Raw genomic sequence first — 25,343 nt, forward strand, 5'->3', positions numbered from 1 at the left:
TCATTAACGAATAGCGTTTCAACAAGAGACACAAAATGACACAAACCAAACGCAGGCGGCGCAAGGACATGCGCCCGACCGACATCATTGATGCAGCCGTGCAGGAATTCGGGATCAAGGGATACTCGGCGACGACAATCGGTTCGATAGCAGCGCGGGCACAGATCGCGAGGTCCACGGTGTACCTGTATTTCGAAGACAAGGAGGCGCTGATTCAAGAAGCGTTTCGCGTGCGTGTCGGTGCCGTTATGACCGACGCACGGCCCTCAGGCGACGCGGCCGATCAGCCATTTTCCGAGGTGTTGTCCCAAATGCTCAACACGATGTACGTGCGACTTGTCGACAAGGACACAATCGTGTTGCTGCGTGTCCTGATCGCCGAAGGGCGTCAGTTTCCAGAGCTTACGCGCTTTTACCACGACACGGTATTGTCGGCCGCACAGGACATGATGTCCCAGATGCTGGCCCATGGTGTCGCACGAGGAGAGGTCCGCCCCGAGGCGCTGGATTACGGTCCGAAACTGATCATGGCCCCCGTAGTTATGGCAGCGATCTGGAGGCTGACCTTTGAAGACATCGCCCCTTTGGACATGCAGCACCTTGTTAAAAACCACGTGGACCTTCTGACGTCGGGCCTGTTTGTGCGCTGATCTGCGTGATCGTTCAAACAGAGGCCAAAGCCTGCTCAACGGTTGAACAGCACCATGTGTCCGTGGTCGGTGTATCCAGCATACCCGGTGCCGTAGGCCTGCAGGCTCAGGCACTGTCTTTGCTGGACGCTCGGCGCATGCTGCGCTCTGGGCGCAATTTTGGGACCGGGGCCTGGGCGGATTTTCGGGCCCGGTCCGGGTCGTATCTTGGGGCCTGGTCTGGGGATAGGGTGCATCGCGGCGGCGCGGAAGATCGGTGCCCCGGAGATGCACAGAACATTGCCATTTCTGACCCATCTCATGGCTGATGACCCGTACCCGGCCGATGCCACAACAACGCCGTTCGGCATGAACGTCATTGCGATGGCACGTCCATCGGGCAATGTGACGGACCACGGGCGCCCGTCTATCAAGGGTGAAGTAACGTTCTGTGCACTTGCTGGGCCGCCTAGCAAAATGCTGGCGCAAAACATGCAGATCGCGGCCTTGATCGAAGCCATTTTGAAAGCTCCTTTTTCCAGTCGTTTGTGTCGAGGCCGAACCCGTACAATGCAGCGACCCAGTGAAAGTTCAGCGGACGTCTGTCCTGCCGGCACTGAGTGACGTAGTGAACCTGTCGCTCAAATGCTCGACACGTTTCATTGCTGGGTCCCACCAAGGGGGCCTTCGATCATAGTGTGGCGAAGCAGTGGCCCACGCACTCAAAGAGTGGACTTTGAAGTTTCTGGCGTTGGACGCTCGTCCCACCCAACAAACGGCAATTGAGCTTCCATAAAGATGGCATCAGCGCTGCTGATAGCTCATGGTGCTCCGTCTCCGGCACCTGCGATTGCAGTCTTGATCGTTTGCCGCAACCACTTATGCGCTGGATGCTTGTCCACCCGTGGGTGCCACAGCATCTCATGTCGTGTCCGGTGACTCTCGAACGGCAGCGCGCGCGCGATCAGACCGTATTGGGTCGCAAAGCGATCCGAGAGGCGTTTCGGCAATGTCGCGATAAGGTCTGAATGAGCCAGAACGCTTGGCGCGGCGGCAAAGTGCGGGATCGTCATGGCAACGCGGCGCTCGAGCCCGCGTTCCGCCAAGAGGTCGTCGATGATACCGGTGGTGTCACCGACCAGTGTGACTAGCAGATGGGAGGCTGAGGCGAAGTCCCCCAGTTTGAGAAGCTGCGCAGCCAGGGGATGTCCCCGGCGCATGACACAGACGAAGCTCTCTTCAAGCAACAGTTCTGTATGGAGCCGCTGGGGCGCGCGGGGAAACCAGCCGAGCGCCGCATCAACCTCGGCCGTGTCGACCTGCGCCACGGCGTCTACGTTGATGTGTGGCAGAATCCGCAAGTTGATCCCGGGGGCTTCTTTCGAAAGACGCTGCGCCAGGCGCGGCACATGAAGCGCGACGTCATAATCGCTCGCGCTGACGGTAAAGGTGCGTTCCGCAGTCGATGGATCGAAAGTGCCGCCATCCAATGCAGAACGCACATCTCGCAGCGCACGGCGCAGGGGTTCAGCCAGCTCCAGCGCGCGGGGCGTCGGGATCATACCATCGGCCGTGCGGACGAACAGATCGTCCTGCAGCGCCTCGCGCAGTCGCCGCAGCGCGCTGCTGGTCGCGGACTGGCTGAGATTGAGACGCCGACCGGCGCGCGTCACATGGCCTTCTGTCAGCAGGGCTTCGAAGACGAGGAGAAGGTTGAGGTCGAACTGAGTTAAATTCATGTCATGGATATTACTCATCCACACAATGCGTTTCAATAGATGATGGCTGTTGTCTACCTTTCCTTTCGAAGCTGGTCGTCCTGCAGGACACCCCAGCGCTTGGAAAAGGAATGAAGCAATGAGCAAAACTATTGCATTAATCGGCGGTACCGGGGCCATGGGCCGCGCTGTCGTCAACGCGCTGTTGAATGACCAGACCGAAGACTGGAGCGTTCGCCTTCTAACACGCGATCCAAAAAGTGAGCGCGCGCTGGCCATGAAGGCGGCGGGTGGTGACCGGGTCGCGTTCGTCGTCGGCGATCTTGACGACGGAACCGGCCTCGATGCGGTGATGAAGGACGCTTACGGGGTCTTCTCAAACACCAATTTCTGGACAGCAGGTGAGAAGTCTGTTGCCAGGGAGCGGGCATATGGTCTGAAAGTTCTTGAAGCTGCGGAGCGTGCCGGTGTCACGTTGTTCATACACTCCTCGCTCGACGCGGCGGCGAACCGGTCTGACGGTGCTGTTGCAGTTCCGCACTATGACGCGAAGGCGTCTGTCGAGCACGAGATGGATTGGCGCAGGTCAGATGAGTTCTTCCGGCAAGATCATGACGGTTGGTACACCAATCACACCGCTATTCTGGTGACCGAACCCTATATCGAGAACTTCCAAAGCATCTTCCTGCCGGAGAGAGGCACCCTCAGTGACGGCCGCGAAGGTTTGATCTTCCGCGGGCCACTGGCAGGAGATGCGCCATGGCCGATGGTCGCGCTCGACGATATCGGCGCGTTCGCCCGGATCATGTTCGCTGATCCCGACCAGTGGGGCGGCAAGACGCTGCGTATTGGTTCGGACGCGCCAACGATTTCAGAGGCCGCCGCAACCTTCGAGAAAGTCACAGGTGTCCCTGCGGAGTTTGCACCGCCAAGCGACGAGGCGTTTCTCGCGTCAGACCTGCCCAACGCGCACGACGTGCTCAACAACTTCATCTTCTACCGGAAAGGCCATTCGGCACCGCGCGAGTATGATGCTTTGCGCGCGATCCACCCCGGTCTGCGCAGCTTCGAAAGCTGGCTGCGCGAGACCGGTTGGCGCGGCGGTGCGGGCGACGTCCAGAAGGACGCGATCAGCGGCGAATAACACCAACAAGCCAAAATTGACAAAGACTTACAAAAGGAAAGACCATGACTACTCTCAAACAACGCCGCCTTCTCGTTATTGGTGCCACAGGCCAGGTTGGCGGGGACGTCGTCCGCGCACTGACCGAGGCGACCAATGTCGAAACGCTTGCGGCCGTCCGCCGCGACGACCAGGCCGAAGCCATGCAAAAGCTTGGCGCAAAGCCCGTGCATCTTGACCTAGATGACATGCAGACGGTTGAAAAAGCTGTCGTTGGTGTCGACGGACTCCTCTTGATTGGGGGATACTCCGTCGACCTTATCAAGCAATCGAAGCGGGTCATTGACGCGGCCAAGCGGGCCGGTGTCGATCATATCGTCCATATCGGTGCGTCGGGTGCCGACACGGCCGAGGTCGCGCATTGGGGCTGGCACCGGATGATCGAAGCGTACATCGAAGATCAGGGCTTCCGCTTCACCCATATTCGTCCGGAAGCCTTCATGCAGAACGTGCTGACCTTCGGGTGGTTGCAAAGCGGCGCGCTGACCAATCTGATTGGCGATGCGCGTTGGAGCTGGGTCGACGCAAAAGACGTCGCGGCGATTGCAGCCGCTGCCCTCAAGGACCCAGATGCGTTTGCAGGTCAGGTCTGGCGGTTGGGATATGATGCGGCAACGATCTCGGATGTAGCGGGTAAGATCAGCGATCATGCTGCGCGCCTGGTCGAGGTCGCGCCGCTTGACCCGCAGGTCTTCTATGAAGGTGCTGTCGGGGCTGGGGCGGACCCCGCCTACATGGCCTGTATCCGCGACCAGTTCCGGCTCAACTCTGCAGGCGCGATCCCCAATGCAGATGCGACGTTCGACGCCGTTGCCTTTGAACGCGCCGTCGGAAGGCCGCCTGCGTCCTGGGCTGACTACATCGCCCGTGACAGCAAAGCCCTTACTTCCGCCGCAGCGTAACGCCGCAGGGAGTGGTCGGCGACAGATCGGCCACTCCTTCCTTTTTTAGAAGACAGGACAACCCATGAACGCGAACGAACAGAAACTGAGAGGAATCGACCACTTCTCCAAGCTCGACCAAGCGGCGCTTGCCACGCTCGTCGAAGAATCGGAGTTCACGACATACGATGCCGACGAGGTCATCCTTGATCCGAAAACTCCGCGAGCGGGCTTCACCTTCCTGATTGAGGGGCGCTGGTGGATGTCGCCCTGTTCGATGCGGTTGCACCAGCACATGTTAAGGCGAAAACACAATGCGAGGTTGTTTTTGTTCCCGCACCACTACTGACAGAACTCGCCGTAGAAAATTCGCATCTGGCCTTGGCTATGTTGCGCGGCATCCAAGGGGGCGCGACCGTGCTTTATAAACACGCGACAGAAGGTGCTGCAGAGAATGCGCCATCAGGTCCGGCAAAAGGTCTGACAGTCTAGGCGTTGATGCTGCGCTGTCTCAGGGTGGTGGGTCTTTGTGTTGGATCCGACAGTCGTGGGATTCATCCGAGGTTCGGCTTTGTCATGGTTCAGAAACTTGCGGCGGATTCCATTGCGGTGCCGGTCCATTGGAGCACAAAAAGATCCGGGGCCGAAGACGGTGTCGCGGAAATCGGGAACTGAAAAGGGACAGCCACTTCCGCTCTGGCTGACTTCCGCCAGACCGAACAAGGGGAGGCCCTGTTCCAGATCGTGCTGAACCGCTTTGTCCAATTGGATGTTGCCGTCGCGAATGTGGGCGCTGGAGCGCGGCCTGCCACCTTCCAGGATATCGCTTACGAGGATTTGAACGCGGCTATAGACACCAACTTCAAGGTCACGCTCAAAACATTGCGGCAGCAAGCAAAGACAGTTGCCGATCACGGCAGGATGATCGCGATCTCATCCTCCATTGTCGATTTCCCCAGTACTGGCATGGTGAATTATGCCAGTAGCACGGCCATCGTGCGCACCTGGCAAAGGTGCTGGCAGAGGAACTGCGACCGCTACAGACGACCGTGAATGCTGTCTCTCCTGACCCGGCATTACCGGGCATGTTCAGCTTAGCCTGGCCTGATCTGCGCGAGGGGGGCCGCCGCCGCTTCCCCTCTTTGACGCCTTGGTACGCCGCAAGACACTGCCGAAGTCGTCGCACATGATGGTCGCGCCTGGATTACGGGCCAGCATATGCTCGCAAACGGTGGTGCGACGATGTGAAATTAGGTTGTATGATTTGTACCTCCAACTTCGTCGTTTTTTATGAAGCGGACATTCCACCAGCCCGGTCCAATGACCGCTTCGTCCGCATTGTGTGAGTCCAGCAACCAACTGGATTTGCGACAGCAGCGGAAGTCAGCAAATACGGGCCGCACCGTAGCGTCGGATGTCGACGGCAATGTCGGCATTTGCCCGTTCAAGCCAGTTGCTGGCACCAGGAAGAGCAACCGCCTCGTCTTGCAGCCTGTCCTTCGCCAGACATCGCTGGCTGATGCGCGAGGCGACCCAGCAACACTGTAAAGCCCTCGCGGCTGTCAGCGTTCCTCTCGCGCCAATCGCCAGCCTACTGGGTTCTCAATCCACCGCTTGATGTCAGATTCCCGCCAGCCTGCGCCATGCACGCTGATCCTGAGCTGAGCCGGGAAGGTGCCCTCGGCGATCTTGCGATAGATGGTGGACCGGGACAGGCCGGTTCGGTCGAGGACGGTGTTCAGGCGGATGATACGATCTGGGTCGGACATGGGTTTATTGCCTCCTGCTGGATGTTCTTGATCCAGACAGAACGCCGCGAGCTGTTGGCGCAAGACCGTCCGGCCCATCGTCGCAGCAGGGCGTGGAATGGGCGGCAGATCGGACGGGTGTCAGAGCCCGAGTCCGCGTCCGCGGGTGATGTCGATGCCGTGACAATAAGCCAACTCCGCACCGAGTCGGCGGCCCGAGTCCATTCGAATACCCAGTTCGGCCTTGCGGTTGGCAAGGAGAGATTCCAGTTGCGGAGCGCGCTGCAGGCTTTTCGCCATCTCGCCCATCTCCGCTCGTGTCGCGCGGTAGTCGGACATCGTGCCCGACCGGTAGTGCGACAGGCTGGTCCGATCAAGGTGCTGCCAGCGCTCTACGAACTGCGCGGCCCGGCGCTCTGGAGAGGTGCGCAACTGCGTCTCAAGTTGAAGCGCCCGGATAGCGCGGTTGGCTTGGCCCGATCCTGCCTCGCGGGCAAGGGACGGGTCCTTGGCATAGGCAGCTTCGGCATCGCGCCAGCCGTCAGGCCGGACCTCTTCGAAGGACGCGCGAGACTCGGCGAGGTCGCGCAACCGGTCAGGCGTGCCCGAATTCCCCCTCTCCTGAGCCGTGAAGATCGCATCCACCGCGCGGGCATGGCGTTTGAGGGCTTCGGTGCGGGCTTTTCGCATTGCCGCTTCCGGGTCATACACCACGGCTTTTTGCAGCGCATCCGCGCTGGGACGGATATCCTTCCTCGCCTCTTCCCTTCCCGGCCTCTGCGCGACATCCGAGCCAAGCGCGCCGTTTCTGGCAGGGCGCGACCCATCAATCCTATCGCGGAGTCTCTCCGGCACGATCTTGCGCAGGACCTCGATGACACGCTCCCGGAATGCAATTCCGCGCCGCTCGGCAAAGTCCTGCGCCGGATCGGTCTCGGCGCAGTCGAGCGCCATATCCTTGGACCGGTCGCGGGACAGGGGTGTGGATCAGTTGATCCTGCGAGGCGAAGTCGTCGCGACCGTAGTGCAGGTTCAGTCCGTCCCGATGCCGCGACAGGGCGACATAGCTGCCATGGGCGTCCAGGCCCGGTGTCGCGAGAACATGGGTTCGGTCTACCGTCATGCCCTAGGCCTTGTGGATGGTCGCGGCATAGCCGTGGTCGAGGCGGTCGTAGTCCTTGAGGTCGAAGGCGATGGAGCGCCCATCATCGGTATGAACGGACAGGGACTGTGTGCTGGCCTCATGGATGGTCCCGAGCGTGCCGTTCTTTACGCCAAGGCCGCGGTCGTTCTGCAGGAACATCACCCGATCGCCGCTGGCAAAGCAACGGTCACCGCGCTCGACCGTCAAGGAGACGTCCTCGCTCAGATCGCCCGCCGCGCGTTTCCGCTCCCGCGCCAAATCATTCAAGGCGTACACCTCAACGTTGGTGTGGGTCAGGATGATCCGGCTCTGATCTGGTGCGGCCTGACGGTCGCGGTCCCAGTGATCGATCAGGTCGGCGCGCGCTTGCTCCCGCGTCGCCGCTGCATGCACCATGCCATGGCTGTCATAAGCTTCGATCGCCGCCCCGGACAGGCCAGTCGCCAGATCACCAGTAGCTTCCCGTTGCCAGTCCGCGCGCTGGCGATGCACCTCTTCAATCCGGGCGCCACCGTGACGTTCATGAAGCGACCGGAAGGCTGCGCCCGCCTCGATGGATTGCAGCTGTTGCGGATCGCCTACTAGGACTACTTTGGCTCCAGCATCTGCCGCATGTGACAGCAGGCCTTCCAGCTGCCGCGTGCCGACCATGCCGGCCTCATCGATCACCAGCACATCGCGCGCGGTGAGGTGATCGCGGTCGTTCGCCCAACCATGTTCGAGGCTGGCGATGGTGCGCGACGCGATGCCCGATCCGCTCTGGAGACCGTCCGCCGCGATGCCGGACAGGGCAACGCCCCGGACCTGATACCCCGCCGCCTCCCAGGCCTCCCGCGCCACGCCCAGCATCGCGCTCTTCCCTGTCCCGGCATGGCCGACGACAACGCCGAGATCGCGCCCATCGGTAATCTGCGTCAGAGCGTCAGCCTGCTCGCGCGATAGAACCAGACCGCGCGCTTCCGCACGCGCCAAGGCTGCTTTGCGATCCGCATCCCGCACGTCATGACGTTGCTTCTTGGCCAAGACTTCGGCGGCGCGATGTAGACGCTGTTCGGCCTCGATCATCGCGCGGGTGGTGAAACGGTCCTCGCCGCACCCATCTTGGCCCAGCCCAACCAGATCGGGCGCGCGTCGGATTGCGTTGTTCACCGCATTGAACTGATCGATCCCATCGCTGTCTCGTCGTCAAAGCCAGGATCGTGGAGATCACCGGCGATGATCGCGCGCTGATCTACGGCGCGCTGCTCTGGACGGCACAGAAGCTCGAGAGCGAACAGGGAGCACATGCACGGGAGGTCTGGACCGAGAAGGGGAAGAGCGCGTTCGAGGCGGATCGGCAAGAATGATTACCTACGGGCCAGTAATCCTCAAAAGGCCTGCGGCCCGACACAGTTTTCTGGAGGCGTCACTCCATGCACAGCTGAGCCCACCTCTCTATCAGCGGCCGCCGCTGATCCAGGAAGTCGGTCTTGCGATAGGTCCGGACCACCTTGCTGTCGGATACGTGCGCCAAGACCATCTCGGCCACCTCATGCGGGGCGTCCGTCTCTTCGGCAAGCCAAGTCCGCAGGCTGGACCGGAAGCCGTGCGGACGTGCTTCCAACCCTCTCCGCTCCATCAGCCGCGCCATCGTCGCATCGCTGATGACCCCCTTGCGGACAGACGGAAATAGATACCCATCGCGTTCGTAGGGACGGGCAATCTCGATAACACGTTGTGCCTCTTCGCTGAGAGGAACGCGGAACTCTTCCGCAGCGCCGAGACGTGCCTTCATGTTCTCTGCGGGTACGATCCAGATATTGCCGTCGATCTCGTCCAGCCGCGCAAACCGCACGGGCCGTGAGCGAAGCCCTGTAAGGATTAGCAGTCGCAGCGCGAGATGCGTGATCGTTGGCTCATCAATGGAGGCGTAGAACGCCGGGACATCCTCCCACGGCATACTCGGGATCGACGTGACCTCGTGCCGCTGCCGACCGAGGAGTTGCTTCGCCTTGGCAACCGCCTGCAAATCGACATCGAGGCCCAGAGCGGCTGCGTGATCCAGAACGATCTTGAGGCGATTGGTGGCCTTCGTGGCAGTTGCAGCCTTGGCATGCCAGATCGGTGCCAAGGCGTCCCGGACATCGCTTTGGGTGATCTCGGTGACGGGCATGCGTCCAAGTTTGGGCAGCAAGTGATGTTCCAACGGGCTATACCATCGTCCCGCAGTCCCGTCCCCCTTGAGATCGGCTTTGCGGCTCTCGAAGGCGTCCAACGCGACATCCTTTAGAAGATACCGATTACGCATGGCGTCCTGGCGTTGTCGGCGTCGATGTTCGATGGGGTCTTTGCCTTTGGCGACCAAAGTCCGATACTCGGAAGCCAGTTCCCGAGCATCCTTCAGGGGGAGTGCCTTCAGTCCACCTAGGCCCATCTCCCGACGCCGCCCGTACAGGGTGTAGCGGAAGACCCATTGACCGCCGCCATCCTTGCGCTTGATCAGTCGCAGGCCATCGCCATCCTCATGTTTGCCGGGTGGCGCGGATTTGATGAAGAGGGCTGTTAGGTTCCCCAAGATTGTATCCCCCAAATTATCCCCCACAGGTTACGGGATTTACTGGGATAGCGCAAGAACTCCTGAGAGCGCTGTGCCAGGAAAACCTATTCATTCCAAGAGTGTAAAGTAGTATATGGGGTCATCTGAGACTAGATCGCCATGCCGTGTGGGGGCACCATTTCACCTAGTTTACAGTTACTTTTGGCGATTTAGACGTCAAGCCCGCCCAGCCGGAATTGCGCCCTCATAAGCTGGGCTAGGATACGGTTTCCACGTGGTAGCTCGGAACGACAGTGCGGCTGATTCCCAACTCTGGACCTTTGGCATATGGGCGGGGGTTTCGTCCGGTTGTCGCAGACGCAGTTGATCTTGGCCTGCCAGTATTGGTTGGCCGCAATGAATTGAACACGAATGCATTCCTTGAATTTAGCGGAGGCATGGCAGAACAAGTTCAACCCGAGCATCGCCTTCTGTTAAATTGGCTGCGCGGCAACATACCCTAAACGTCAGAGGTGGCGTGAATACCCTTCGAGCCGGGCGTTAGGGCTGCAAAACTGCAAGGCTGAATGGTTCGCCGGAAATCCCACGCTTGGTCTTTTAAAGAGCATTCATGTGCTTTTTAGGCGGCGATGATAATGGGACGCCCTATTGCCTTCGGGCAACGCCTCTTCGAACAGCGAACACCTGTGCGAGTTGCAGCAAATGGGGCTTTGGGCCATTACTGAAGAATACTGCGGTATGTTTGAATGGCTACTTTCAGTTATGCGCGACCGTTCGGTATGCTGAACCTGGCTGAAACCCAAGCCTGCGAACGGAAAGGCGGCGCATGCAAAGCCTCTCGACTGCACCCATGCTGACGACGCAAAGGTTGGTTTTGCGTGGACCCGAACGGGATGATTTACCGGAGTTCACCCGTTTCATGACCAGTGCCCTGTCGATGGAAGCGCAGGGCGAGACGATCACAGCGGAACAGGCCTGGTTCGGGTTTCTATCTGGCATTGGTCATTGGCATTGGCACGGTTTCGGCTTTTTTACGGTCGTAGAACAGCAGACGGAGCATCCCGTCGGCCGCGTGGGCCTGATCAAGCATTTGGGATGGCCGGACATAGAGCTGGCATGGCATTTGTTCGAAGGCGCGGAGGGAAAAGGCTTTGCCACGGAAGCTGCTTGGGCCGTCAAGAAATGGGCTCGTGAGGATCTGGGGTTAGATCGGCTATACAGCTACATAGACACGCAAAATACGCGTTCACAGGCTGTGGCGAAGAGGCTCGGCGCCGTCACGGACGGAACGCGGGCTCCGCATGAACCGGAAGCGGAGGTGTGGGTTCACTCAATGGACAGCCATTAAGCCAAGCGGGCGAGAACCGTGGCCCGCGCCCGAGACATTGCAAAGCCGCGCTCTTGGATGTCTGCGAAGATGAGGTCGATTAGGCTGTCGCCGCTATGGATGGTTTCTTCCACGAGCATGGCGGAACAACCGCACAAGTGGTGCAATGGCAGACGCAACTTTCAACTTAGGTCGTTCGCACGCATCTGGCGAAAGACCGAATTGTCTGCTCTCCCGACGTTGCGACCCGTTTGCTGCAGTTAGTTGTGCTACGCTGCTGCAGGTCTGGTTTGCGTCCAATTGAGATCTAAGCCGCGTTGTCCCGAGCCCGAGCCCGAGCCCGAGCCCGAGCCCGAGCCCGAGCCCGAGCCCGAGCCCAAACCCGAGGATCTATGATGGAATGATGAGCCCTTCTGTAACTTGCCTGCTTGGCAAATCGCCCAAACCAGGCACAATTTTCGATCTGGTCCACGATAGCCTGATCGCGAGGAAGGTGGCGGTGCAGGTGCTTTTGCCACATGTTTCTCGCACTCTTGGCACCGAGCAATGGCCCGAAAATACCTTGGTTGTTCATCGGGGCCTTAATAAAGAAATGCTTGATCAACTCGCGCAGAAGGAGGTGGAAGGATGGCGTTTCTGCAACAGCCCGACATCAAGTGTTCTGGCAAGAGATCGCAACACGTTGATGTGCCGTTTGCGAAACGCGGGTCTGCCAGTTCCGAAATGGCAGCGACTGCCGGACTGGGCGGATGTCATTCGAATAGGGACTGAGCGATCCGTGGTCGTCAAAGCGGCAGACGGCACAGTCGGCAGGGGGACACAGGTTGTGATCGCCATACGAAACACCTTGCCTAAGGTAGCCCCATTTTCTGGACCGTATCTTGTAGAGGAATACATTGAAAACGACGGTCTGGATCGAAAGTTGTATGTGGCCGGATCGCGCTGTTTCGGTCTTATCAAACCTTGGCCTCGGAACCCGGACGTGCCTGCACAGTCGTTCGATGCATTGCCAGAATTGGTCGATCTGGCAATGGCCGTGGGAGTAGAAACAGGACTGGAGATATTCGGAGTTGACGTGCTTCTGGGAGCACAAGGGCCAAAGATCGTGGACGTCAATGTCTTCCCCGGCTTTAGGGGAATTGATGAAGCCCATTCAGCCGTTGTTCATCACCTTCTGGAACGTTTAGAGCTTGGATGAAAATGCGGCGCGAATAGCTGTTTTCATTGCGCTCAGCGGTTCCACGTCAGCGAGCTCATTTCCGACCATCACAAGTTTCGAAGTGGGCGTGCTTCTGAGGCCAAGCTCATTTCCGACTATCGACAAGCCCGAATGTAGCGATGACCGGCCCAGCAGGCCGACTGCGATCCCGGCTTCAACGGCTGAAATCACGCCAGACACGCTTTGGCTAGAGTAGACAATACGGTATGGCTTCCCAAGAGTTTTCAGGGACGCGATTGCAACGTCGCGCCACCAGCAGGCATGATCGAATAGGGCTACTGGCAGGGTTTTATCGGCTATGAAACTGCGATGTGCGGACGACGCCCAGCAGGTTGGGTCTTCAAACAGCACCTCTTCATGCTTTTTCGGCTGTTCCACCTCATAAATCGCAAGGTCCAGCGCGCCCTTGTCCAGCGCCTCAGGGAAATCTGTGCTCAATGCACAGGTCACGTCCAGTTCGACCTTCGGATGGTTGTGCGCAAATGCTGCAATGATCTGCGCCAGCTTGGATCGTCCGTGATCGTCGGGAATACCCAGGCGTAGTTTGCCTGCCACCGCATCTTGGGAGATGTCCCGTAGTACTGCGTCGAGGCGGGCAGTCACCTCTCTTGCAACTGGCAACAAGCGACGACCTGTGTCGCTCAGGACAACGCCGCGCCCGTGGCGCTCAAAAACGGATTGGCCCAGGATGGTTTCGAGACGTTTGACCTGAAGACTGGTCGCAGATTGGGAACGGTAGATGCGCGCTGCGCCTTCCGTGACACTTCCAGCTTCAGCCACGGCGACAAAGGTGCGCAGTAGGTCGCTATCCAGATCATCCATCTGTTTTTCCAATGTCAGATATTAAAACTATTCGTTTCACACATGCCTTTCCCGTCACTAACTTTCAAGGACAGAGGAGTTTGCGATGACCGATCAGACAATTGCCCGCCGACAAACAAACAAAAGATATCTGGTTTGGGGGATGTGCCTCTCTCTGTCAGTTGTCATCGCTTTTGTTTGGCCGCAACACACCATGAACGCGGCCAAGTTCGTGGTATTGGGGTTGGTTGTTGTCGCCCCCATTGTCATTCCGGGCATTCTTCTGGCGGCTTGGATCATCGCCAGCGGCGCGGACACGTATATTGCCAGTGCGTTCGAGGGCAGAACTTTGCGAACGGTGGTGGCCGCATCATTGATCGGGGCCATTACGCCGGTCTGCGGTGTTACCGTACTGCCCTTGATGGCTGGGTTGTTGGCGGCTGGCGTGCCGCTTGCCCCGATCATGGCGTTCTGGCTGTCATCACCGATCACCGACCCTGCAATGCTCGCAACCACGGCTGCAACGCTTGGTGTAGGTTTTGCTGTCGGCAAGACGCTCGCAGCAATTGGGTTGGGTTTGTTCGGTGGCGCAGCGACCGTCCTATTCGCCAAGGCACCTTGGGCACGAGACGCGCTTCGCGACAACGGCTTTGCGCGCCAACTGAGCGCTGCACGCTGTGGCGGGGATAAGACATTTGATCCATGGGTCTGGCAAACAAAGGTGCGGCGGCAGTCCTTCGGCAAACAGTTCCGAGCAACTGGGCGGCTCATCCTGATTTGCCTGATCCCTGCCTTCGCCGCTGAATATGCCCTGAACGCCGCACTGACCCCAGGGGCGCTTGCAGCGTATGTTGGCAAGGATCAGTGGTGGGCTATCCCCGCTGCGGTATTTGTTGGCGCACCCGCGTACATCGACGGATATGCCGCGCTGCCCTTGACGCGTGGATTGATTGACAATGGCATGTCCGAGGGCGCTGCCATGGCGTTTTTGATCTCGGGTGGTGTGGTCAGTATTTGGGGTGCCATGGCCATTGCCCCGGTCCTCAAACTGAAACCATTTCTACTTTATCTGTTTCTTGCAGTTCTAGGATCGCTTGCTGCAGGGTACGTTTTCGGATGGGCGGTTCACAGCTAGCGAATGCCCGCTTAAATGAGGTCGTCCCCAAGTGCATCTTTCAGCGCAAAACCGTCTTCATAGGTTTTTGCGGTTTCCCCAGCGAAGATACCCGGCAGTGACACAATATGCCCATCTTCCTCGTAAGAAGATGCGATGTCGCGCTTTGCTTTCCTAAGCCCAGCGATGGAATGAAAGAGAACCACATATGCCAAGATTGCGCCCTAAATACTCTCTCCGGGTCTGGTGGGTGGTGGCCCAATGCACTTTGCGGCCTTTTCCTCAATTCGACAGAAGGTGGATACATCGCTCCCTATTTCATCGGGGGGTTCCTGGCTTCTTGGAGACCTCTGCAGGCTCAGATTTTCGAAATGCGAACATTGATCTATGGTGGCTTGGTCCAGCAGGGCGGGCAACCCGCAGCGCGTGCTGATGTCCGCTTCGAGATAAAGCGACAACGCGTCTTCGGTTGTCGCCCAAGCAACTGCCCCATCCCTGGTCCCGGGTGGGCTTGCGCGCCTTTCGTCGGTCGGTATCTATGGCGTTACCCAATTTGAGCAGGCCCCATGACCCCGCACCGCTTTCCTATCATTGTTTATTATGAAGACACCGACTTGGCCGGTGTCGTCTATTATGCGAACTACCTGCGCTACATTGAGCGCGCCCGATCAACCATTGTCGAGGAGATGGGGCTGGACCAGAATGAGATGCGGGAAAGAGGCATAGTCTTTGTCATCACGCGGGTTGAGGCCGACTACATCAGCCCCGCCCGCATGGCGGATCGGCTGGAGGTGGTCACCACGCATCAGGCTGTGAGCCCCGCACGATGGACATTTGACCAGGAAGTGCAGCGGGACGGGCAGGTGCTTTTTCGGGCGCATGTCATTGCCGTGACCATGACGACAGCCGGAAAACCCGTCCGGTTGCCCGCGGAAATCCGCGCAATGCAGGCGAAATAAACGCGTTCTGACGCCGAAGTGATAGCTTTCCCCTTGGGTCTGCCCTATAAATCTGCCCAAGAAAGAGCCGAATAGCGGCCAAACAAAAAGAGCAGGCAGTATGGAAGCAGAAACGCTCGCCCTGGCGCACGAGGTTGATTTCTCGATGTGGGGGCTTTTCTTGCGCGCGACCTTTACGGTGAAATTGGTGATGATCGTGCTGATCGTTGCATCGTTCTGGGCGTGGGGCATCATCATTCAGAAATTGCTAGTTTACCGTCGTGCACGGGCCGAAGCGGATCGATTTGATCGCGCGTTCTGGTCAGGTGAGCCGTTGGATGGCTTGTTCGAGAAGATTGGGCCGGAGCCGGATGGGGCCTCGGAGAAGGTCTTCGCCTCGGGCATGATCGAATGGCAGCGGTCCCATCGTGAGGATGGCGGGCTGATTGCAGGGGCCACCAGCCGGATTGACCGCAGCATGGACGTTGCGATTGCGAAAGAGGCGGAGAGTTTGCAGGGCGGGTTGACCGTTCTGGCGACCGTGGGGTCGTCCGCCCCGTTCATCGGTCTCTTCGGCACTGTGATCGGCATCATGAACGCGTTTATCGAGATTGCAGAGCAGCAGAACACCAACCTTGCGGTCGTGGCCCCGGGTATTGCCGAGGCGCTTCTGGCGACCGGTCTGGGTCTGCTGGCCGCTATTCCGGCGGTGATTTTCTACAACAAGCTGAGCGCGGACAGTGACCGGATCGTGGCGGGATACGAGGCATTCTCGGACGAGTTTGCCACCATCCTGAGCCGCCAGTTGGACGGCTGAGCCATGGGAGCAGGTGTCATTCAAAAGGATGGCGGCGGGTCCCGGCGGCGCAAGCACAGCCGGGCGCGTCCGATGTCCGAGATCAACGTCACGCCTTTTGTGGACGTGATGTTGGTGCTTTTGATCATCTTCATGGTGGCTGCCCCCTTGTTGACCGTGGGTGTGCCGGTGAACCTGCCCGAGACGGCAGCCAATGCGCTGCCCAGCGATCAGGAAGAGCCGCTGACCATCACGGTGACTTCAACGGGCGAGGTGCAAATCCAGACCACCGCAGTTGAGCGTGCCGATCTGGTCGGTCGTCTGAGGGCCATCGCTGCCGAGCGCGACAGCGACCGGGTGTTCCTACGCGCTGACGGCGCCGTGCCGTATGAGCAGGTGATGCAGGTTATGGGAGCCCTCAATGCGGGCGGTTTTTCCAACATCGGCCTTGTGACGGATATTGGCGGCCCGACGCTGGATGGCGAGGGGGAGTAACCCTTGAACGTCTCGATGAACACGGGGCAGGTCATATCGGGCATCGGGCATGCAGGCCTGATCGGGTGGATGCTGTTTGGCGGGTCCTTTCAGTCCGAGCCATTGCCGTTCGAGGTGACGGAGGTGTCTGTCATCTCGTCTGACGCGTTCGAGGCGCTTTTGCCCAGTGGACCTGCACCGGATACGGCAACTGATGTGGCTTTGCCAGCGGAGCCTGACGTGCAGCCCGATCCCGTTGAAACACCTTTGCCCGATCAGGCGGTCGAGGCGGAACCACCTGAACCGACCCCGGCGCCAGAGCCTGATGTTGCGCCAGAGCCGCCCGCACCCGACCCTGAGCCCGAAGTTGTTGATGATGCGCCCGTGCAGCCGGTGCCGCAGGATCAGGCCGTGGTTGTACCCGAGGTCGCGCCACGGCCCATTCCGCGCGCCTCCGAGCGTGTCGCGCCCGAGCCTGTCGCTCCGCCGGAGCCAGAGGCGACGCCGGATGATGTGCAGCAGGATGCCGTCACCGAAGCGGACAATGGCGAGACACAGGCCGAAGTGCAGCAGTCCACGGCGCCGGAAGAGGCGACGACCGAGATTGTCACAGAAGCCGAGGAACCGGCACGGGCGCCCACGGCGTCTTTGCGTCCTCCTGCGCGGCGACCCAGCCCGCCTGTACAGACGGCCGAGCCTGCGTCCGAACCAGAACCCGCATCTGAACCCGAGACAGAAGCAGAGCCCGATACCCAGACGGCCGAGCCTGCAGATACCGCGGACGACGTGAATGACGCCCTGCGCGAGGCGCTGGGCGGCGCAGAGCAAGAAGAGGTGCCGCAAGGCCCGCCCTTGTCAGCAGGAGAGAAAGACGCCCTTCGTGTGGCGGTTTCGAATTGCTGGAATGTCGGATCGCTGTCGTCCGAAGCATTGCAGACCACAGTGGTTGTCACAGTAGATATGTCGCAGGATGGCAAGCCAGTGGTTCCGTCGATCCGCCTGGCCTCAAGCTCGGGCGGCAGCCAGACCGCGGCGCAGCAGGCGTTTGAAGCCGCGCGCCGGGCGATTATTCGCTGTACACGTGATGGATATGACCTGCCCGCCGAGAAGTACGGGCAGTGGAAGGAAATCGAGATGACGTTCAATCCCGAAAGGATGCGTATCAAATGATAGTTCGAGCGCTTTTTTTGATGCTGATGTGTCTGGCCCCAGCATGGGCTGCAGCACAAAGCGGCCCCCTGCGGATCGAGATCACCGAGGGTGTCATTGAACCCTTACCCGTCGCCATCCCCGATCTGGTGCCCGAAGGCGGAGCCACTGGTGATTGGGGCCAGCGCATCGCCCGCGTAGTAGCCGAAGACCTGACAGGCACCGGCCTTTTCCGGGAGATCCCGTCATCGGCCTTTATCAGTCAGGTCAGCAGTTTCGCGGCACCTGTGCAATATGCCGACTGGAAAGCGATCAACGCGCAGGCGCTTGTTGCTGGCGCTGTTTCCGTCAATGGCGACCAGATTTCGGTGAAGTTCCGGTTGTACGACGTGTTCTCGGGCGCGGAGCTGGGGGAGGGCCTGCAACTGGCGGGCACCACCGACGCATGGCGCCGCATCGCGCATAAGATGGCAGATGTTGTTTACAGCCGCATCACGGGTGAATCGGGGTATTTTGACAGCCGCGTGGTCTTTGTTAGCGAAACGGGGCCAAAAGATAGCCGCCGCAAGCGTTTGGCAGTCATGGATTATGACGGCGCAAATATCCAATACCTGACCGGGTCCGAAGATATCGTTCTGGCACCGCGTTTTTCCGGGACCGGGGACCGCGTGCTGTACACTAGTTACGAAACCGGGTTCCCGCGCATCTACGTGCTGGATGTCGGCAGCGTGCAGCGTCGTGTGCTGGAAAGCCAGCCCGGCACGATGAGCTTTGCGCCCCGGTTTGCCCCCAATGGGCAAACGGTGGTTTATTCGCTGACCCAAGGGGCGAACACGGACATCTGGGCCATGAATGTAGGGTCGGGGCAATCGCAGCGTCTGACCTCGACCCCGGCGATCGAGACGGCGCCGAGCTTCAGCCCGGACGGCAGTCAGATCGTATTTGAAAGTGACCGCTCCGGCACCCAGCAGCTTTACGTCATGCCGGCTGGCGGCGGTGAAGCGCAGCGCATTTCCTTTGGCGAGGGGCGCTATGGCACACCGGTCTGGTCGCCACGTGGCGACCTGATTGCCTTTACCAAGCAGTCGAAGGGCCGTTTTCACATTGGCGTGATGCGCACCGATGGCAGCGAGGAACGGCTTTTGACCGCATCCTTCCTGGATGAGGGGCCGACATGGGCGCCGAATGGTCGCGTCATCATGTTTGCCCGTGAAACCCAAGGAGCCGCCGGGCGTTCGACGCTTTACTCAGTTGACATTACGGGCCGTAACCTGCGCCCTGTGCGCACACCTGAAGGCGGATCAGACCCGTCCTGGGGACCGTTGCAACGATAAAGGCCCACGTTTTCTTGTGCACAGGAACGTGGTAGACAACCAGAAAGACGCCAAGCAGTGGGCGCGATAAACAGAGAGGCACAGGCCATGAAATTGAAATCTTCGATCCTGATGATCTGTGCGGCCGTGAGCCTGGCCGCATGTACCGACCCGGCACGCTTTGGTGGTGGGGCTGATGGAACTGATCCGCTGGCAAACAGCGGTGGTGTGGTGCCGGGCAGCGCGTCCGACCCCGCATCGCCTGCCTATTTCCAGCAGGCTGTTGGTGATCGAGTGTTGTTTGCGGTGGACCAGTCCACGCTGACGCCCGAAGGGCGCGCCACGTTGGATGGTCAGGCGGTTTGGTTGTTGCAGAATGCCGATTTCACCGCCGTCATCGAAGGCCACGCGGATGAGCAGGGCACGCGCGAATACAACCTTGCCCTTGGTGCGCGTCGTGCTGATGCAGCCCGTGCTTACCTTGTCAGCCAGGGTGTGCAGCCGGGCCGTCTGCAGGTTGTGAGCTTCGGGAAAGAACGCCCGATCGAGGTGTGCAGCGAAGAAGCCTGCTATGCCAAGAACCGCCGGGCTGTTACGGTGTTGGCAGGTGGTTTGACCAGCTAAGATAAGAAAACACGACGGGGAATGTCTTTGGTGAAACGGTATTTTGTCGCATTGGCGCTGGCGGTTGGTCTTACGGGCCCGGCGCTGGCGCAGGATCAGACCCTGGCCGACATCCGGCAGGAGCTGGTGGTGCTCAACACCGAGGTGCAACGCCTGAAACGCGAACTGTCGACAACCGGTGGTGTTGGCGGTGGCGCGGCGGGCGGATCCGTACTGGATCGCGTCAACACGATCGAGGTCGAGTTGCGGCGCCTGACGGACAAGACCGAGCAGCTTGAGTTTCGCATCAACAGCGTCGTGACCGATGGCACCAACCGGGTCGGCGATCTGGAGTTCCGTTTGTGTGAGCTCGAAGAGGGCTGTGATATCTCCGCCCTCGGCGATACCCCGACATTGGGCGGAGGCGAGGCACCGACCGCAACCGCGCCGGTCGTCCAGCAACCCGCGACGGATGCGCCACAACTGGCAACACAGGAAAAAGCAGACTTCGAGCGGGCGCAGGAGGCGCTCGCCACCGGTGACTTTCGCACCGCCGCAGACCAGTTTGCGACCTTTAATCAGACCTACCCCGGCGGACCGCTCTCAATAGAGGCGGAGCTGCGGCGGGGTGATGCGCTTGAGGGGCTTGGTGATGTGCGCGAGGGCGCGCGGGCATTCCTGTCTGCCTTTACCCTGTCGCCGCAAGGTCCGCTTGCGCCGGAGGCCTTGTTCAAGTTGGGGGCCGCCTTGGGCCGGTTGGGCCAGACCCAGGAAGCGTGTGTGACGCTGGCCGAGGTCGGCGTCCGTTTTCCCGGCGCGGCTGTTATTGCCGATGCCCAGAACGCGATGCGCAATATCGGCTGTTCCTGATCCATGATTGCCCCCCTGATCGCGGCGATTGAGGCGCACATGGGGGCAAACCCACCGGAACGCATGGCAGTGGCCGTGTCGGGAGGAGGGGATTCAGTCGCGCTGCTGGCCGCCCTTGTCGAGTATTGCCGTGATCAAGACGTTGAACTGCATGTCATCACCGTCGACCACGGTTTGCGGGAAGAGACCCGGGACGAGATCGCCCTTGTCACGGATCTGTGCGTCCGTTGGAATTTGCCACATCACGTGGAATACTGGACCGGGTGGGATGGGCAGGGCAACTTACAGGCCGCCGCCCGGGATGCCCGGTACGAGATCATGGCGGATTGGGCCTATGCCAACCGCATCAGTCATATTGCGCTGGGCCATACCGCTGACGATCAGGCCGAAACCTTTGTGATGCGTCTGGCCCGCGGGTCCGGAGTGGACGGGTTGAGTGCCATGGCGGCGCGACGTGTGCATCATGGCATCACGTGGGTGCGGCCCTTTCTCGAGATTGAGCGTGCAACTTTGCGTGCTTTTTTGCGGGACGCCCGGATCAACTGGTGTGACGACCCAAGCAACCTGTCACATGATTTTGAACGTGTGCGGGTGCGCGAGGCTCTGACAGTCCTGGGGACGCTGGGCGTGACAACCGGGAAGCTTGTTGAAGTGGCCGAACACATGGCGCGCGCCCGCGAAGCGCTGGATTGGCAGACCTTCCTGGCCGCCCGGGACATGGCCGAAGTCGTCCATGGCGTGATTGCCATTGATCTGGCAAAGTTTCGGTTGCTGCCACAGGAAACCGCGCGCAGGCTTATGTTGCACACTCTGAGCTGGACTTCGCAAAGTGTCTATCCTCCGCGCAAGGACCCAGTGGCGCGCACCTTAGCGGCGGTCCGGGCAGGACAGCCCGCAACCTTGGATGGCTGCCATATCTGCGTTGAAAACGGGAAGATCTGGGTGTTCCGCGAGTTGAACGCGGTCAAGGATACCGTGTGCGAAGTGGGCGATATGTGGGATGACCGTTGGATGATCTCAGGTCCGGAAGACGATCCCGATCTTGAGGTGCGCCCGCTTGGGTATGAAGCGTTGGCGGACATCGAAGGATGGCGTGATATTGGTCTTCCGCGCGCTGCACTGGCGGCGTCTCCGGCGGTCTGGTACGAGGATCGTCTGGTCGCGGCGCCCTTTGTCGGGCTCGATGACGAGTGGAGCGCCGAGCTGGACGGTGGAAAAGATGCTTTTTTCGCCGCACTTTTATCGCATTGAACATGTGCGCAGCATGTCTATCTTAGAGGAAACGGTGCGGGCGAGGGCCGCGTACCGGTATTATCAGGAGATTTTCCTTGGGAAACGCACGTAATATCGCCTTCTGGGTCGTTCTGTTTCTGCTGATCCTCGCGCTGTTCAACCTGTTTGGTGGGTCGGGCAACACGCTGCAAAGCCGCGAGGTCACGTATTCCGAGTTCGTTTCAGCCGTCCAAGACGGATCTGTTACCCAGGTGACCCTGGATGGCGAGCAGGTGCGCTTTCGCCGTGGAACCGACGACTTCGTGACCATCAAGCCCGAAGATGCGTCGGTCACCGAATTGCTGATCGCCAACGAGGTGCCTGTACAGGTCGAGCCGCAACAACAGTCCGGGTTCCAGACCTTTATCCTGTCATTGTTGCCGTTCCTGTTGCTGATCGGTGTGTGGATTTACTTCATGAACCGGATGCAGGGGGGTGGCAAAGGCGGTGCCATGGGCTTTGGCAAGTCTAAGGCCAAGATGCTGACCGAAAAGCATGGGCGCGTGACCTTTGACGATGTTGCGGGCATTGACGAAGCCAAGGATGAGCTGGATGAGATTGTCGAGTTCCTGCGCAATCCGCAGAAATTCTCCCGCCTTGGCGGCAAGATCCCCAAAGGTGCGTTGCTTGTGGGCCCTCCGGGTACTGGTAAGACGCTGCTGGCCCGCGCCGTGGCAGGTGAAGCGGGTGTGCCGTTCTTCACCATTTCCGGTTCTGATTTCGTCGAGATGTTTGTCGGTGTGGGGGCGTCCCGTGTCCGTGACATGTTCGAACAGGCAAAGAAAAATGCGCCGTGTATCGTCTTCATCGACGAAATCGACGCCGTGGGTCGCCACCGGGGTGCCGGTTATGGCGGCGGTAACGACGAGCGTGAGCAGACGCTCAACCAGCTCCTGGTCGAGATGGATGGCTTTGAAGCCAATGAAGGCGTGATCATCATCGCGGCTACCAACCGTAAGGATGTGCTGGACCCTGCGCTGCTGCGTCCAGGCCGCTTTGACCGTCAGGTCACTGTTGGCAACCCCGACATCAAGGGCCGCGAGAAGATTCTGGGCGTGCACGCCCGCAAGACGCCGCTTGGCCCTGACGTTGATCTGCGCATCATCGCACGCGGTACACCGGGTTTCTCGGGGGCTGATCTGGCCAACCTGGTGAACGAGGCGGCGCTGATGGCGGCGCGGATCGGGCGCCGTTTTGTCACCATGCTCGATTTCGAAAGCGCCAAGGACAAGGTCATGATGGGCCCCGAACGGCGCAGCATGGTCATGACGCCTGAGCAAAAGGAAATGACCGCTTATCACGAGGCCGGGCACGCACTGGTTGGGCACCTGCTGCCCAAATGTGACCCCGTCTACAAAGCGACGATCATTCCGCGCGGTGGCGCACTGGGCATGGTGATGAGCCTGCCAGAGATGGATCGCCTGAACATGTTCAAGGACGAATGCCACCAGCGTCTGGCCATGACCATGGCGGGTAAAGCGGCTGAGATTCACAAATACGGCCCGGATTCGGTGTCGAATGGCCCCGCTGGCGATATCCAGCAAGCCTCGGCTCTTGCGCGCGCAATGGTCCTGCAATGGGGCATGTCGGACAAGGTCGGCAACATCGACTATTCCGAAGCGGCCCAGGGCTATCAGGGCAACACGGCTGGTTTCTCTGTCTCTGCCAACACCAAGGAGTTGGTAGAGCAGGAGGTTCAGAAATTCATTCAGGATGGTTATGACTGGGCGCTGAAGGTCATCACCGAGAATGAAGAGAAGTTCGAACGTCTGGCGCAAGGCTTGCTGGAATACGAGACCCTGACTGGTGAAGAGATTGAGCGCGTGATGAACGGCGAGCCACCCCATGCCCCCGATGATGAGGACGGTGGGTCGGCTGTCGAGGACAAGAAGCCCAGCCTGACAGCCATTCCCAAGGCCAAGAAAAAGTCGGGTCCTTCGGGTGATGGTGGGATGGAACCCGAGCCGACAGGCTGATACTGACATAGATGCAAGAAGGCCCGCTTTTGAGCGGGCCTTTTTCTTTGGGGCGCTACATCACGTCCGTGCGAGCAGGCTTGTGCCATTTGATCAATGTGGTCAGGTTCTGAACCATGTGGTCCCCAATCGCTTTCTTGCAGGCGGCAGCCCAGTCTGTTCCTGTGTTCTATCTTGCCATGTTGTGGCCGGGACGGACCGCGTTTCGCGGATTGTGGAGCGCTGATGCCTATTATCCGGCCCTGATGTATGACAGCGGCGTATGGTCGGTTTGGTTTTTGATCGCGACGCTGTCGGTCACCCCGATCCTGCTGTTGATTGGCCGTGTTGGCCGTGGGCAGGAATTTGGTCGCTGGCTGCTGCGTAGGCGGCGGCATTTGGGCCTTGGCAGCGCATTCTATGCGGCGCTGCATCTGTGGTACTACTTGGCGCATGAACGCAGTCTGCCCGCCGTATTATTCGATCTGTGGCAACTGGAGTTTGCCGTTGGGTGGTTGAGTTTCGCGCTGTTTGTTATCCTTGCACTGACGTCAAACGCTTGGTCAGTGCGTCGATTGGGCCGGAAATGGAAGTCATTGCACTTGTTGGTCTATCCTGCTGCAGCGCTGGCGCTGTGGCATTGGTACTTGCTGGATTGGTATGTCGGTCGATCCATCTTCTGGTGCGGTGTTTGCCTGGTGCCGTTGGTGATCCGCCCGGCCTTGCGTCGTGTGCGCAGACCGATCCAGTCGTAAGTCATCACGAATTGTGCGCGCGCGGTAGCAAAGCGTCATTGGCCATGCAGGCAGCGCGCTGATAGGACCTCGGAAACACTTGATTGAGGGGTGGAAATGCCTGCACTGAAACCGACATCCTTTACGGCGAAAATCACATGGCTGGGTCACGTTCCAAGCCGGGAAGCCAGCCTGCGGGCTGTAGCCGCCGAATCTGTCGACGTCACGTTGGATGGCTTTCCGGGCGAGGATCATGGTGGACCGACGCGTCCGTCCTGCGTGCGGGTGCGGTCGCAATACACACCCGGAACAGAAATACGGAACACGCGCCAATTGTCGATCCTGAGTGCTGAGGAACTGGCGGCGACGGCGACTGAAATGGGTTTGGAGAGCATTGATCCGGCATGGGTTGGTGCGTCGCTGGTGATCGAAGGGATTCCGAATTTTACCCATGTGCCACCTGCGTCTCGCTTGATGTCGGAAAGCGGCGTCGGTCTTGCTGTTGATATTGAAAACCGCCCCTGCATATATCCGGGTAAGGAGATCGAGGAAGAGGCACAGGGCATGGGCAAGCTTTACAAGCCTGCGGCCAAGGGACGGCGTGGTGTGACGGCCTGGGTCGAACATGGTGGCCGTTTGGCCTTGGGGGATGTGCTGACCCTGCACGTGCCTGATCAGCCGGTTTGGCCCCATCTGGAGGCGGCGCGCGCAGGCTGAACAAGAGCGGCGCAGGACACTTGCGTCTTACAGGTTCGGCACTCGGTAAGGCAGAGGTGTCCTCTGCCATGCGGGCGCAGTGAACTGCGCCTTACCGCGGCAAATCCTATTCGTAAGGCGCAGGTGTCCTGCGCCCCGTGCTAGGTTTCGCGTTCCTGCCCACCGTTTCCGAAATGAAACCGGTGATCGCAATTGGGCCGCTGCAACGTCCCAAAATGTCGG

The 25,343-nt window shown here is 59.6% G+C and carries 30 protein-coding genes; 21 read left to right on the forward strand and 9 right to left on the reverse strand.

Annotated features, from left to right (window positions below; all coding sequences use genetic code 11):
* The first annotated feature begins 35 nt into the window (after positions 1–35).
* Complete coding sequence (locus AC53L6_RS15880) at positions 36–650, forward strand: TetR/AcrR family transcriptional regulator (RefSeq protein ID WP_496908571.1); 615 nt, start codon at positions 36–38, stop codon at positions 648–650.
* 35 nt (positions 651–685) lie between these two features.
* Here the strand turns inward: AC53L6_RS15880 and AC53L6_RS15885 are convergent, their stop codons facing one another.
* Together AC53L6_RS15885 and AC53L6_RS15890 are read right to left on the reverse strand one after the other, a co-directional pair.
* On the reverse strand, positions 686–1,150 hold the full coding sequence (locus AC53L6_RS15885; protein ID WP_496908572.1) for a hypothetical protein: 465 nt from the start codon (positions 1,148–1,150) through the stop codon (positions 686–688).
* A 300-nt stretch (positions 1,151–1,450) separates the two neighbouring features.
* Positions 1,451–2,368 carry a LysR family transcriptional regulator gene (locus AC53L6_RS15890; protein ID WP_496908573.1) on the reverse strand — a complete coding sequence of 306 codons (918 nt, stop codon included), beginning with the start codon at positions 2,366–2,368 and terminating at the stop codon, positions 1,451–1,453.
* A 118-nt stretch (positions 2,369–2,486) separates the two neighbouring features.
* Between AC53L6_RS15890 and AC53L6_RS15895 the strand changes: the two genes are divergently transcribed.
* The 4 genes from AC53L6_RS15895 (at position 2,487) to AC53L6_RS15910 (ending at position 5,464) form a co-directional block, all read left to right on the forward strand.
* Positions 2,487–3,491: an NmrA/HSCARG family protein gene (locus tag AC53L6_RS15895; protein WP_496908574.1), complete on the forward strand. Its 1,005-nt coding sequence runs from the start codon at positions 2,487–2,489 to the stop codon at positions 3,489–3,491.
* 44 nt (positions 3,492–3,535) lie between these two features.
* Positions 3,536–4,432, forward strand: a complete 897-nt coding sequence (locus AC53L6_RS15900; RefSeq protein ID WP_496908575.1) for an NmrA family NAD(P)-binding protein — start codon at positions 3,536–3,538, stop codon at positions 4,430–4,432.
* A 64-nt stretch (positions 4,433–4,496) separates the two neighbouring features.
* On the forward strand, positions 4,497–4,760 hold the full coding sequence (locus AC53L6_RS15905) for a hypothetical protein (protein WP_496908576.1): 264 nt from the start codon (positions 4,497–4,499) through the stop codon (positions 4,758–4,760).
* 347 nt (positions 4,761–5,107) lie between these two features.
* Positions 5,108–5,464 (forward strand): SDR family NAD(P)-dependent oxidoreductase, encoded by a 357-nt coding sequence (locus AC53L6_RS15910; RefSeq protein WP_496908813.1) that lies wholly within the window; start codon positions 5,108–5,110, stop codon positions 5,462–5,464.
* A gap of 509 nt (positions 5,465–5,973) precedes the next feature.
* Here AC53L6_RS15910 and AC53L6_RS15915 read toward each other — a convergent pair.
* The 3 genes from AC53L6_RS15915 to AC53L6_RS15925 all read right to left on the reverse strand — a co-directional run bounded on the left by AC53L6_RS15915 (position 5,974) and on the right by AC53L6_RS15925 (position 8,452).
* Positions 5,974–6,180: a helix-turn-helix transcriptional regulator gene (locus tag AC53L6_RS15915; RefSeq protein WP_299748068.1), complete on the reverse strand. Its 207-nt coding sequence runs from the start codon at positions 6,178–6,180 to the stop codon at positions 5,974–5,976.
* A 120-nt stretch (positions 6,181–6,300) separates the two neighbouring features.
* Positions 6,301–7,113 (reverse strand): hypothetical protein, encoded by an 813-nt coding sequence (locus tag AC53L6_RS15920; protein ID WP_496908577.1) that lies wholly within the window; start codon positions 7,111–7,113, stop codon positions 6,301–6,303.
* Between the two features lie 172 nt (positions 7,114–7,285).
* Positions 7,286–8,452 (reverse strand): AAA family ATPase, encoded by a 1,167-nt coding sequence (locus AC53L6_RS15925; protein ID WP_496908578.1) that lies wholly within the window; start codon positions 8,450–8,452, stop codon positions 7,286–7,288.
* 50 nt (positions 8,453–8,502) lie between these two features.
* On the opposite strand from AC53L6_RS15925, the gene AC53L6_RS15930 reads away from it, so the two are divergent.
* Positions 8,503–8,649, forward strand: coding sequence for a conjugal transfer protein TraD (locus AC53L6_RS15930; protein ID WP_496908579.1), 147 nt, complete (start codon positions 8,503–8,505; stop codon positions 8,647–8,649).
* A gap of 59 nt (positions 8,650–8,708) precedes the next feature.
* Here the strand turns inward: AC53L6_RS15930 and AC53L6_RS15935 are convergent, their stop codons facing one another.
* Positions 8,709–9,857, reverse strand: a complete 1,149-nt coding sequence (locus AC53L6_RS15935; RefSeq protein ID WP_496908580.1) for a tyrosine-type recombinase/integrase — start codon at positions 9,855–9,857, stop codon at positions 8,709–8,711.
* A 275-nt stretch (positions 9,858–10,132) separates the two neighbouring features.
* On the opposite strand from AC53L6_RS15935, the gene AC53L6_RS15940 reads away from it, so the two are divergent.
* Complete coding sequence (locus AC53L6_RS15940) at positions 10,133–10,342, forward strand: DUF2478 domain-containing protein (RefSeq protein WP_496908581.1); 210 nt, start codon at positions 10,133–10,135, stop codon at positions 10,340–10,342.
* 323 nt (positions 10,343–10,665) lie between these two features.
* On the forward strand, positions 10,666–11,187 hold the full coding sequence (locus tag AC53L6_RS15945; RefSeq protein WP_496908582.1) for a GNAT family N-acetyltransferase: 522 nt from the start codon (positions 10,666–10,668) through the stop codon (positions 11,185–11,187).
* On the opposite strand, the gene AC53L6_RS15950 is transcribed toward AC53L6_RS15945, so the two are convergent.
* Positions 11,184–11,306, reverse strand: coding sequence for a hypothetical protein (locus AC53L6_RS15950; protein WP_496908583.1), 123 nt, complete (start codon positions 11,304–11,306; stop codon positions 11,184–11,186). The two genes, AC53L6_RS15945 and AC53L6_RS15950, sit on opposite strands and share 4 nt — an antisense overlap.
* A gap of 260 nt (positions 11,307–11,566) precedes the next feature.
* On the opposite strand from AC53L6_RS15950, the gene AC53L6_RS15955 reads away from it, so the two are divergent.
* A complete protein-coding gene (locus AC53L6_RS15955) occupies positions 11,567–12,364 on the forward strand; it encodes an ATP-grasp domain-containing protein (protein ID WP_496908584.1) in 798 nt (265 codons plus the stop codon).
* On the opposite strand, the gene AC53L6_RS15960 is transcribed toward AC53L6_RS15955, so the two are convergent.
* Complete coding sequence (locus AC53L6_RS15960) at positions 12,350–13,207, reverse strand: LysR substrate-binding domain-containing protein (RefSeq protein WP_299603732.1); 858 nt, start codon at positions 13,205–13,207, stop codon at positions 12,350–12,352. The two genes, AC53L6_RS15955 and AC53L6_RS15960, sit on opposite strands and share 15 nt — an antisense overlap.
* A gap of 85 nt (positions 13,208–13,292) precedes the next feature.
* Between AC53L6_RS15960 and AC53L6_RS15965 the strand changes: the two genes are divergently transcribed.
* Positions 13,293–14,321, forward strand: coding sequence for a permease (locus AC53L6_RS15965; RefSeq protein ID WP_496908585.1), 1,029 nt, complete (start codon positions 13,293–13,295; stop codon positions 14,319–14,321).
* 11 nt (positions 14,322–14,332) lie between these two features.
* Here AC53L6_RS15965 and AC53L6_RS15970 read toward each other — a convergent pair whose 3' ends face one another.
* Positions 14,333–14,515: a hypothetical protein gene (locus tag AC53L6_RS15970; RefSeq protein WP_496908586.1), complete on the reverse strand. Its 183-nt coding sequence runs from the start codon at positions 14,513–14,515 to the stop codon at positions 14,333–14,335.
* A 351-nt stretch (positions 14,516–14,866) separates the two neighbouring features.
* On the opposite strand from AC53L6_RS15970, the gene AC53L6_RS15975 reads away from it, so the two are divergent.
* The 11 genes from AC53L6_RS15975 (at position 14,867) to AC53L6_RS16025 (ending at position 25,121) form a co-directional block, all read left to right on the forward strand.
* On the forward strand, positions 14,867–15,259 hold the full coding sequence (locus AC53L6_RS15975) for a YbgC/FadM family acyl-CoA thioesterase (protein ID WP_299208860.1): 393 nt from the start codon (positions 14,867–14,869) through the stop codon (positions 15,257–15,259).
* A 100-nt stretch (positions 15,260–15,359) separates the two neighbouring features.
* On the forward strand, positions 15,360–16,055 hold the full coding sequence (gene tolQ / locus AC53L6_RS15980) for a protein TolQ (RefSeq protein WP_189368878.1): 696 nt from the start codon (positions 15,360–15,362) through the stop codon (positions 16,053–16,055).
* Positions 16,056–16,058: 3 nt separating this feature from the next.
* Positions 16,059–16,529 (forward strand): protein TolR, encoded by a 471-nt coding sequence (tolR, locus tag AC53L6_RS15985; protein WP_299603726.1) that lies wholly within the window; start codon positions 16,059–16,061, stop codon positions 16,527–16,529.
* A 15-nt stretch (positions 16,530–16,544) separates the two neighbouring features.
* Positions 16,545–17,678, forward strand: coding sequence for a cell envelope integrity protein TolA (tolA, locus tag AC53L6_RS15990; RefSeq protein WP_496908814.1), 1,134 nt, complete (start codon positions 16,545–16,547; stop codon positions 17,676–17,678).
* A complete protein-coding gene (gene tolB / locus AC53L6_RS15995; RefSeq protein ID WP_496908587.1) occupies positions 17,675–18,991 on the forward strand; it encodes a Tol-Pal system beta propeller repeat protein TolB in 1,317 nt (438 codons plus the stop codon). The genes tolA and tolB overlap by 4 nt, the downstream gene beginning before the upstream one ends.
* Before the next feature lie 87 nt (positions 18,992–19,078).
* Positions 19,079–19,594, forward strand: a complete 516-nt coding sequence (gene pal / locus AC53L6_RS16000) for a peptidoglycan-associated lipoprotein Pal (protein WP_299208916.1) — start codon at positions 19,079–19,081, stop codon at positions 19,592–19,594.
* 21 nt (positions 19,595–19,615) lie between these two features.
* Complete coding sequence (gene ybgF / locus AC53L6_RS16005) at positions 19,616–20,443, forward strand: tol-pal system protein YbgF (protein ID WP_496908588.1); 828 nt, start codon at positions 19,616–19,618, stop codon at positions 20,441–20,443.
* A gap of 3 nt (positions 20,444–20,446) precedes the next feature.
* A complete protein-coding gene (tilS, locus tag AC53L6_RS16010; RefSeq protein ID WP_472727510.1) occupies positions 20,447–21,694 on the forward strand; it encodes a tRNA lysidine(34) synthetase TilS in 1,248 nt (415 codons plus the stop codon).
* A gap of 77 nt (positions 21,695–21,771) precedes the next feature.
* Positions 21,772–23,691 (forward strand): ATP-dependent zinc metalloprotease FtsH, encoded by a 1,920-nt coding sequence (ftsH, locus tag AC53L6_RS16015; protein ID WP_299208924.1) that lies wholly within the window; start codon positions 21,772–21,774, stop codon positions 23,689–23,691.
* Between the two features lie 116 nt (positions 23,692–23,807).
* Positions 23,808–24,425, forward strand: coding sequence for a ferric reductase-like transmembrane domain-containing protein (locus tag AC53L6_RS16020; RefSeq protein WP_299208927.1), 618 nt, complete (start codon positions 23,808–23,810; stop codon positions 24,423–24,425).
* 96 nt (positions 24,426–24,521) lie between these two features.
* The gene (locus AC53L6_RS16025; RefSeq protein WP_496908589.1) at positions 24,522–25,121 is read left to right on the forward strand and encodes an MOSC domain-containing protein; all 600 of its coding nucleotides are present in this window, start codon (positions 24,522–24,524) and stop codon (positions 25,119–25,121) included.
* Positions 25,122–25,343 lie beyond the last annotated feature (222 nt).

It is taken from the genome of Tateyamaria sp. LSS28 (assembly GCF_059611725.1).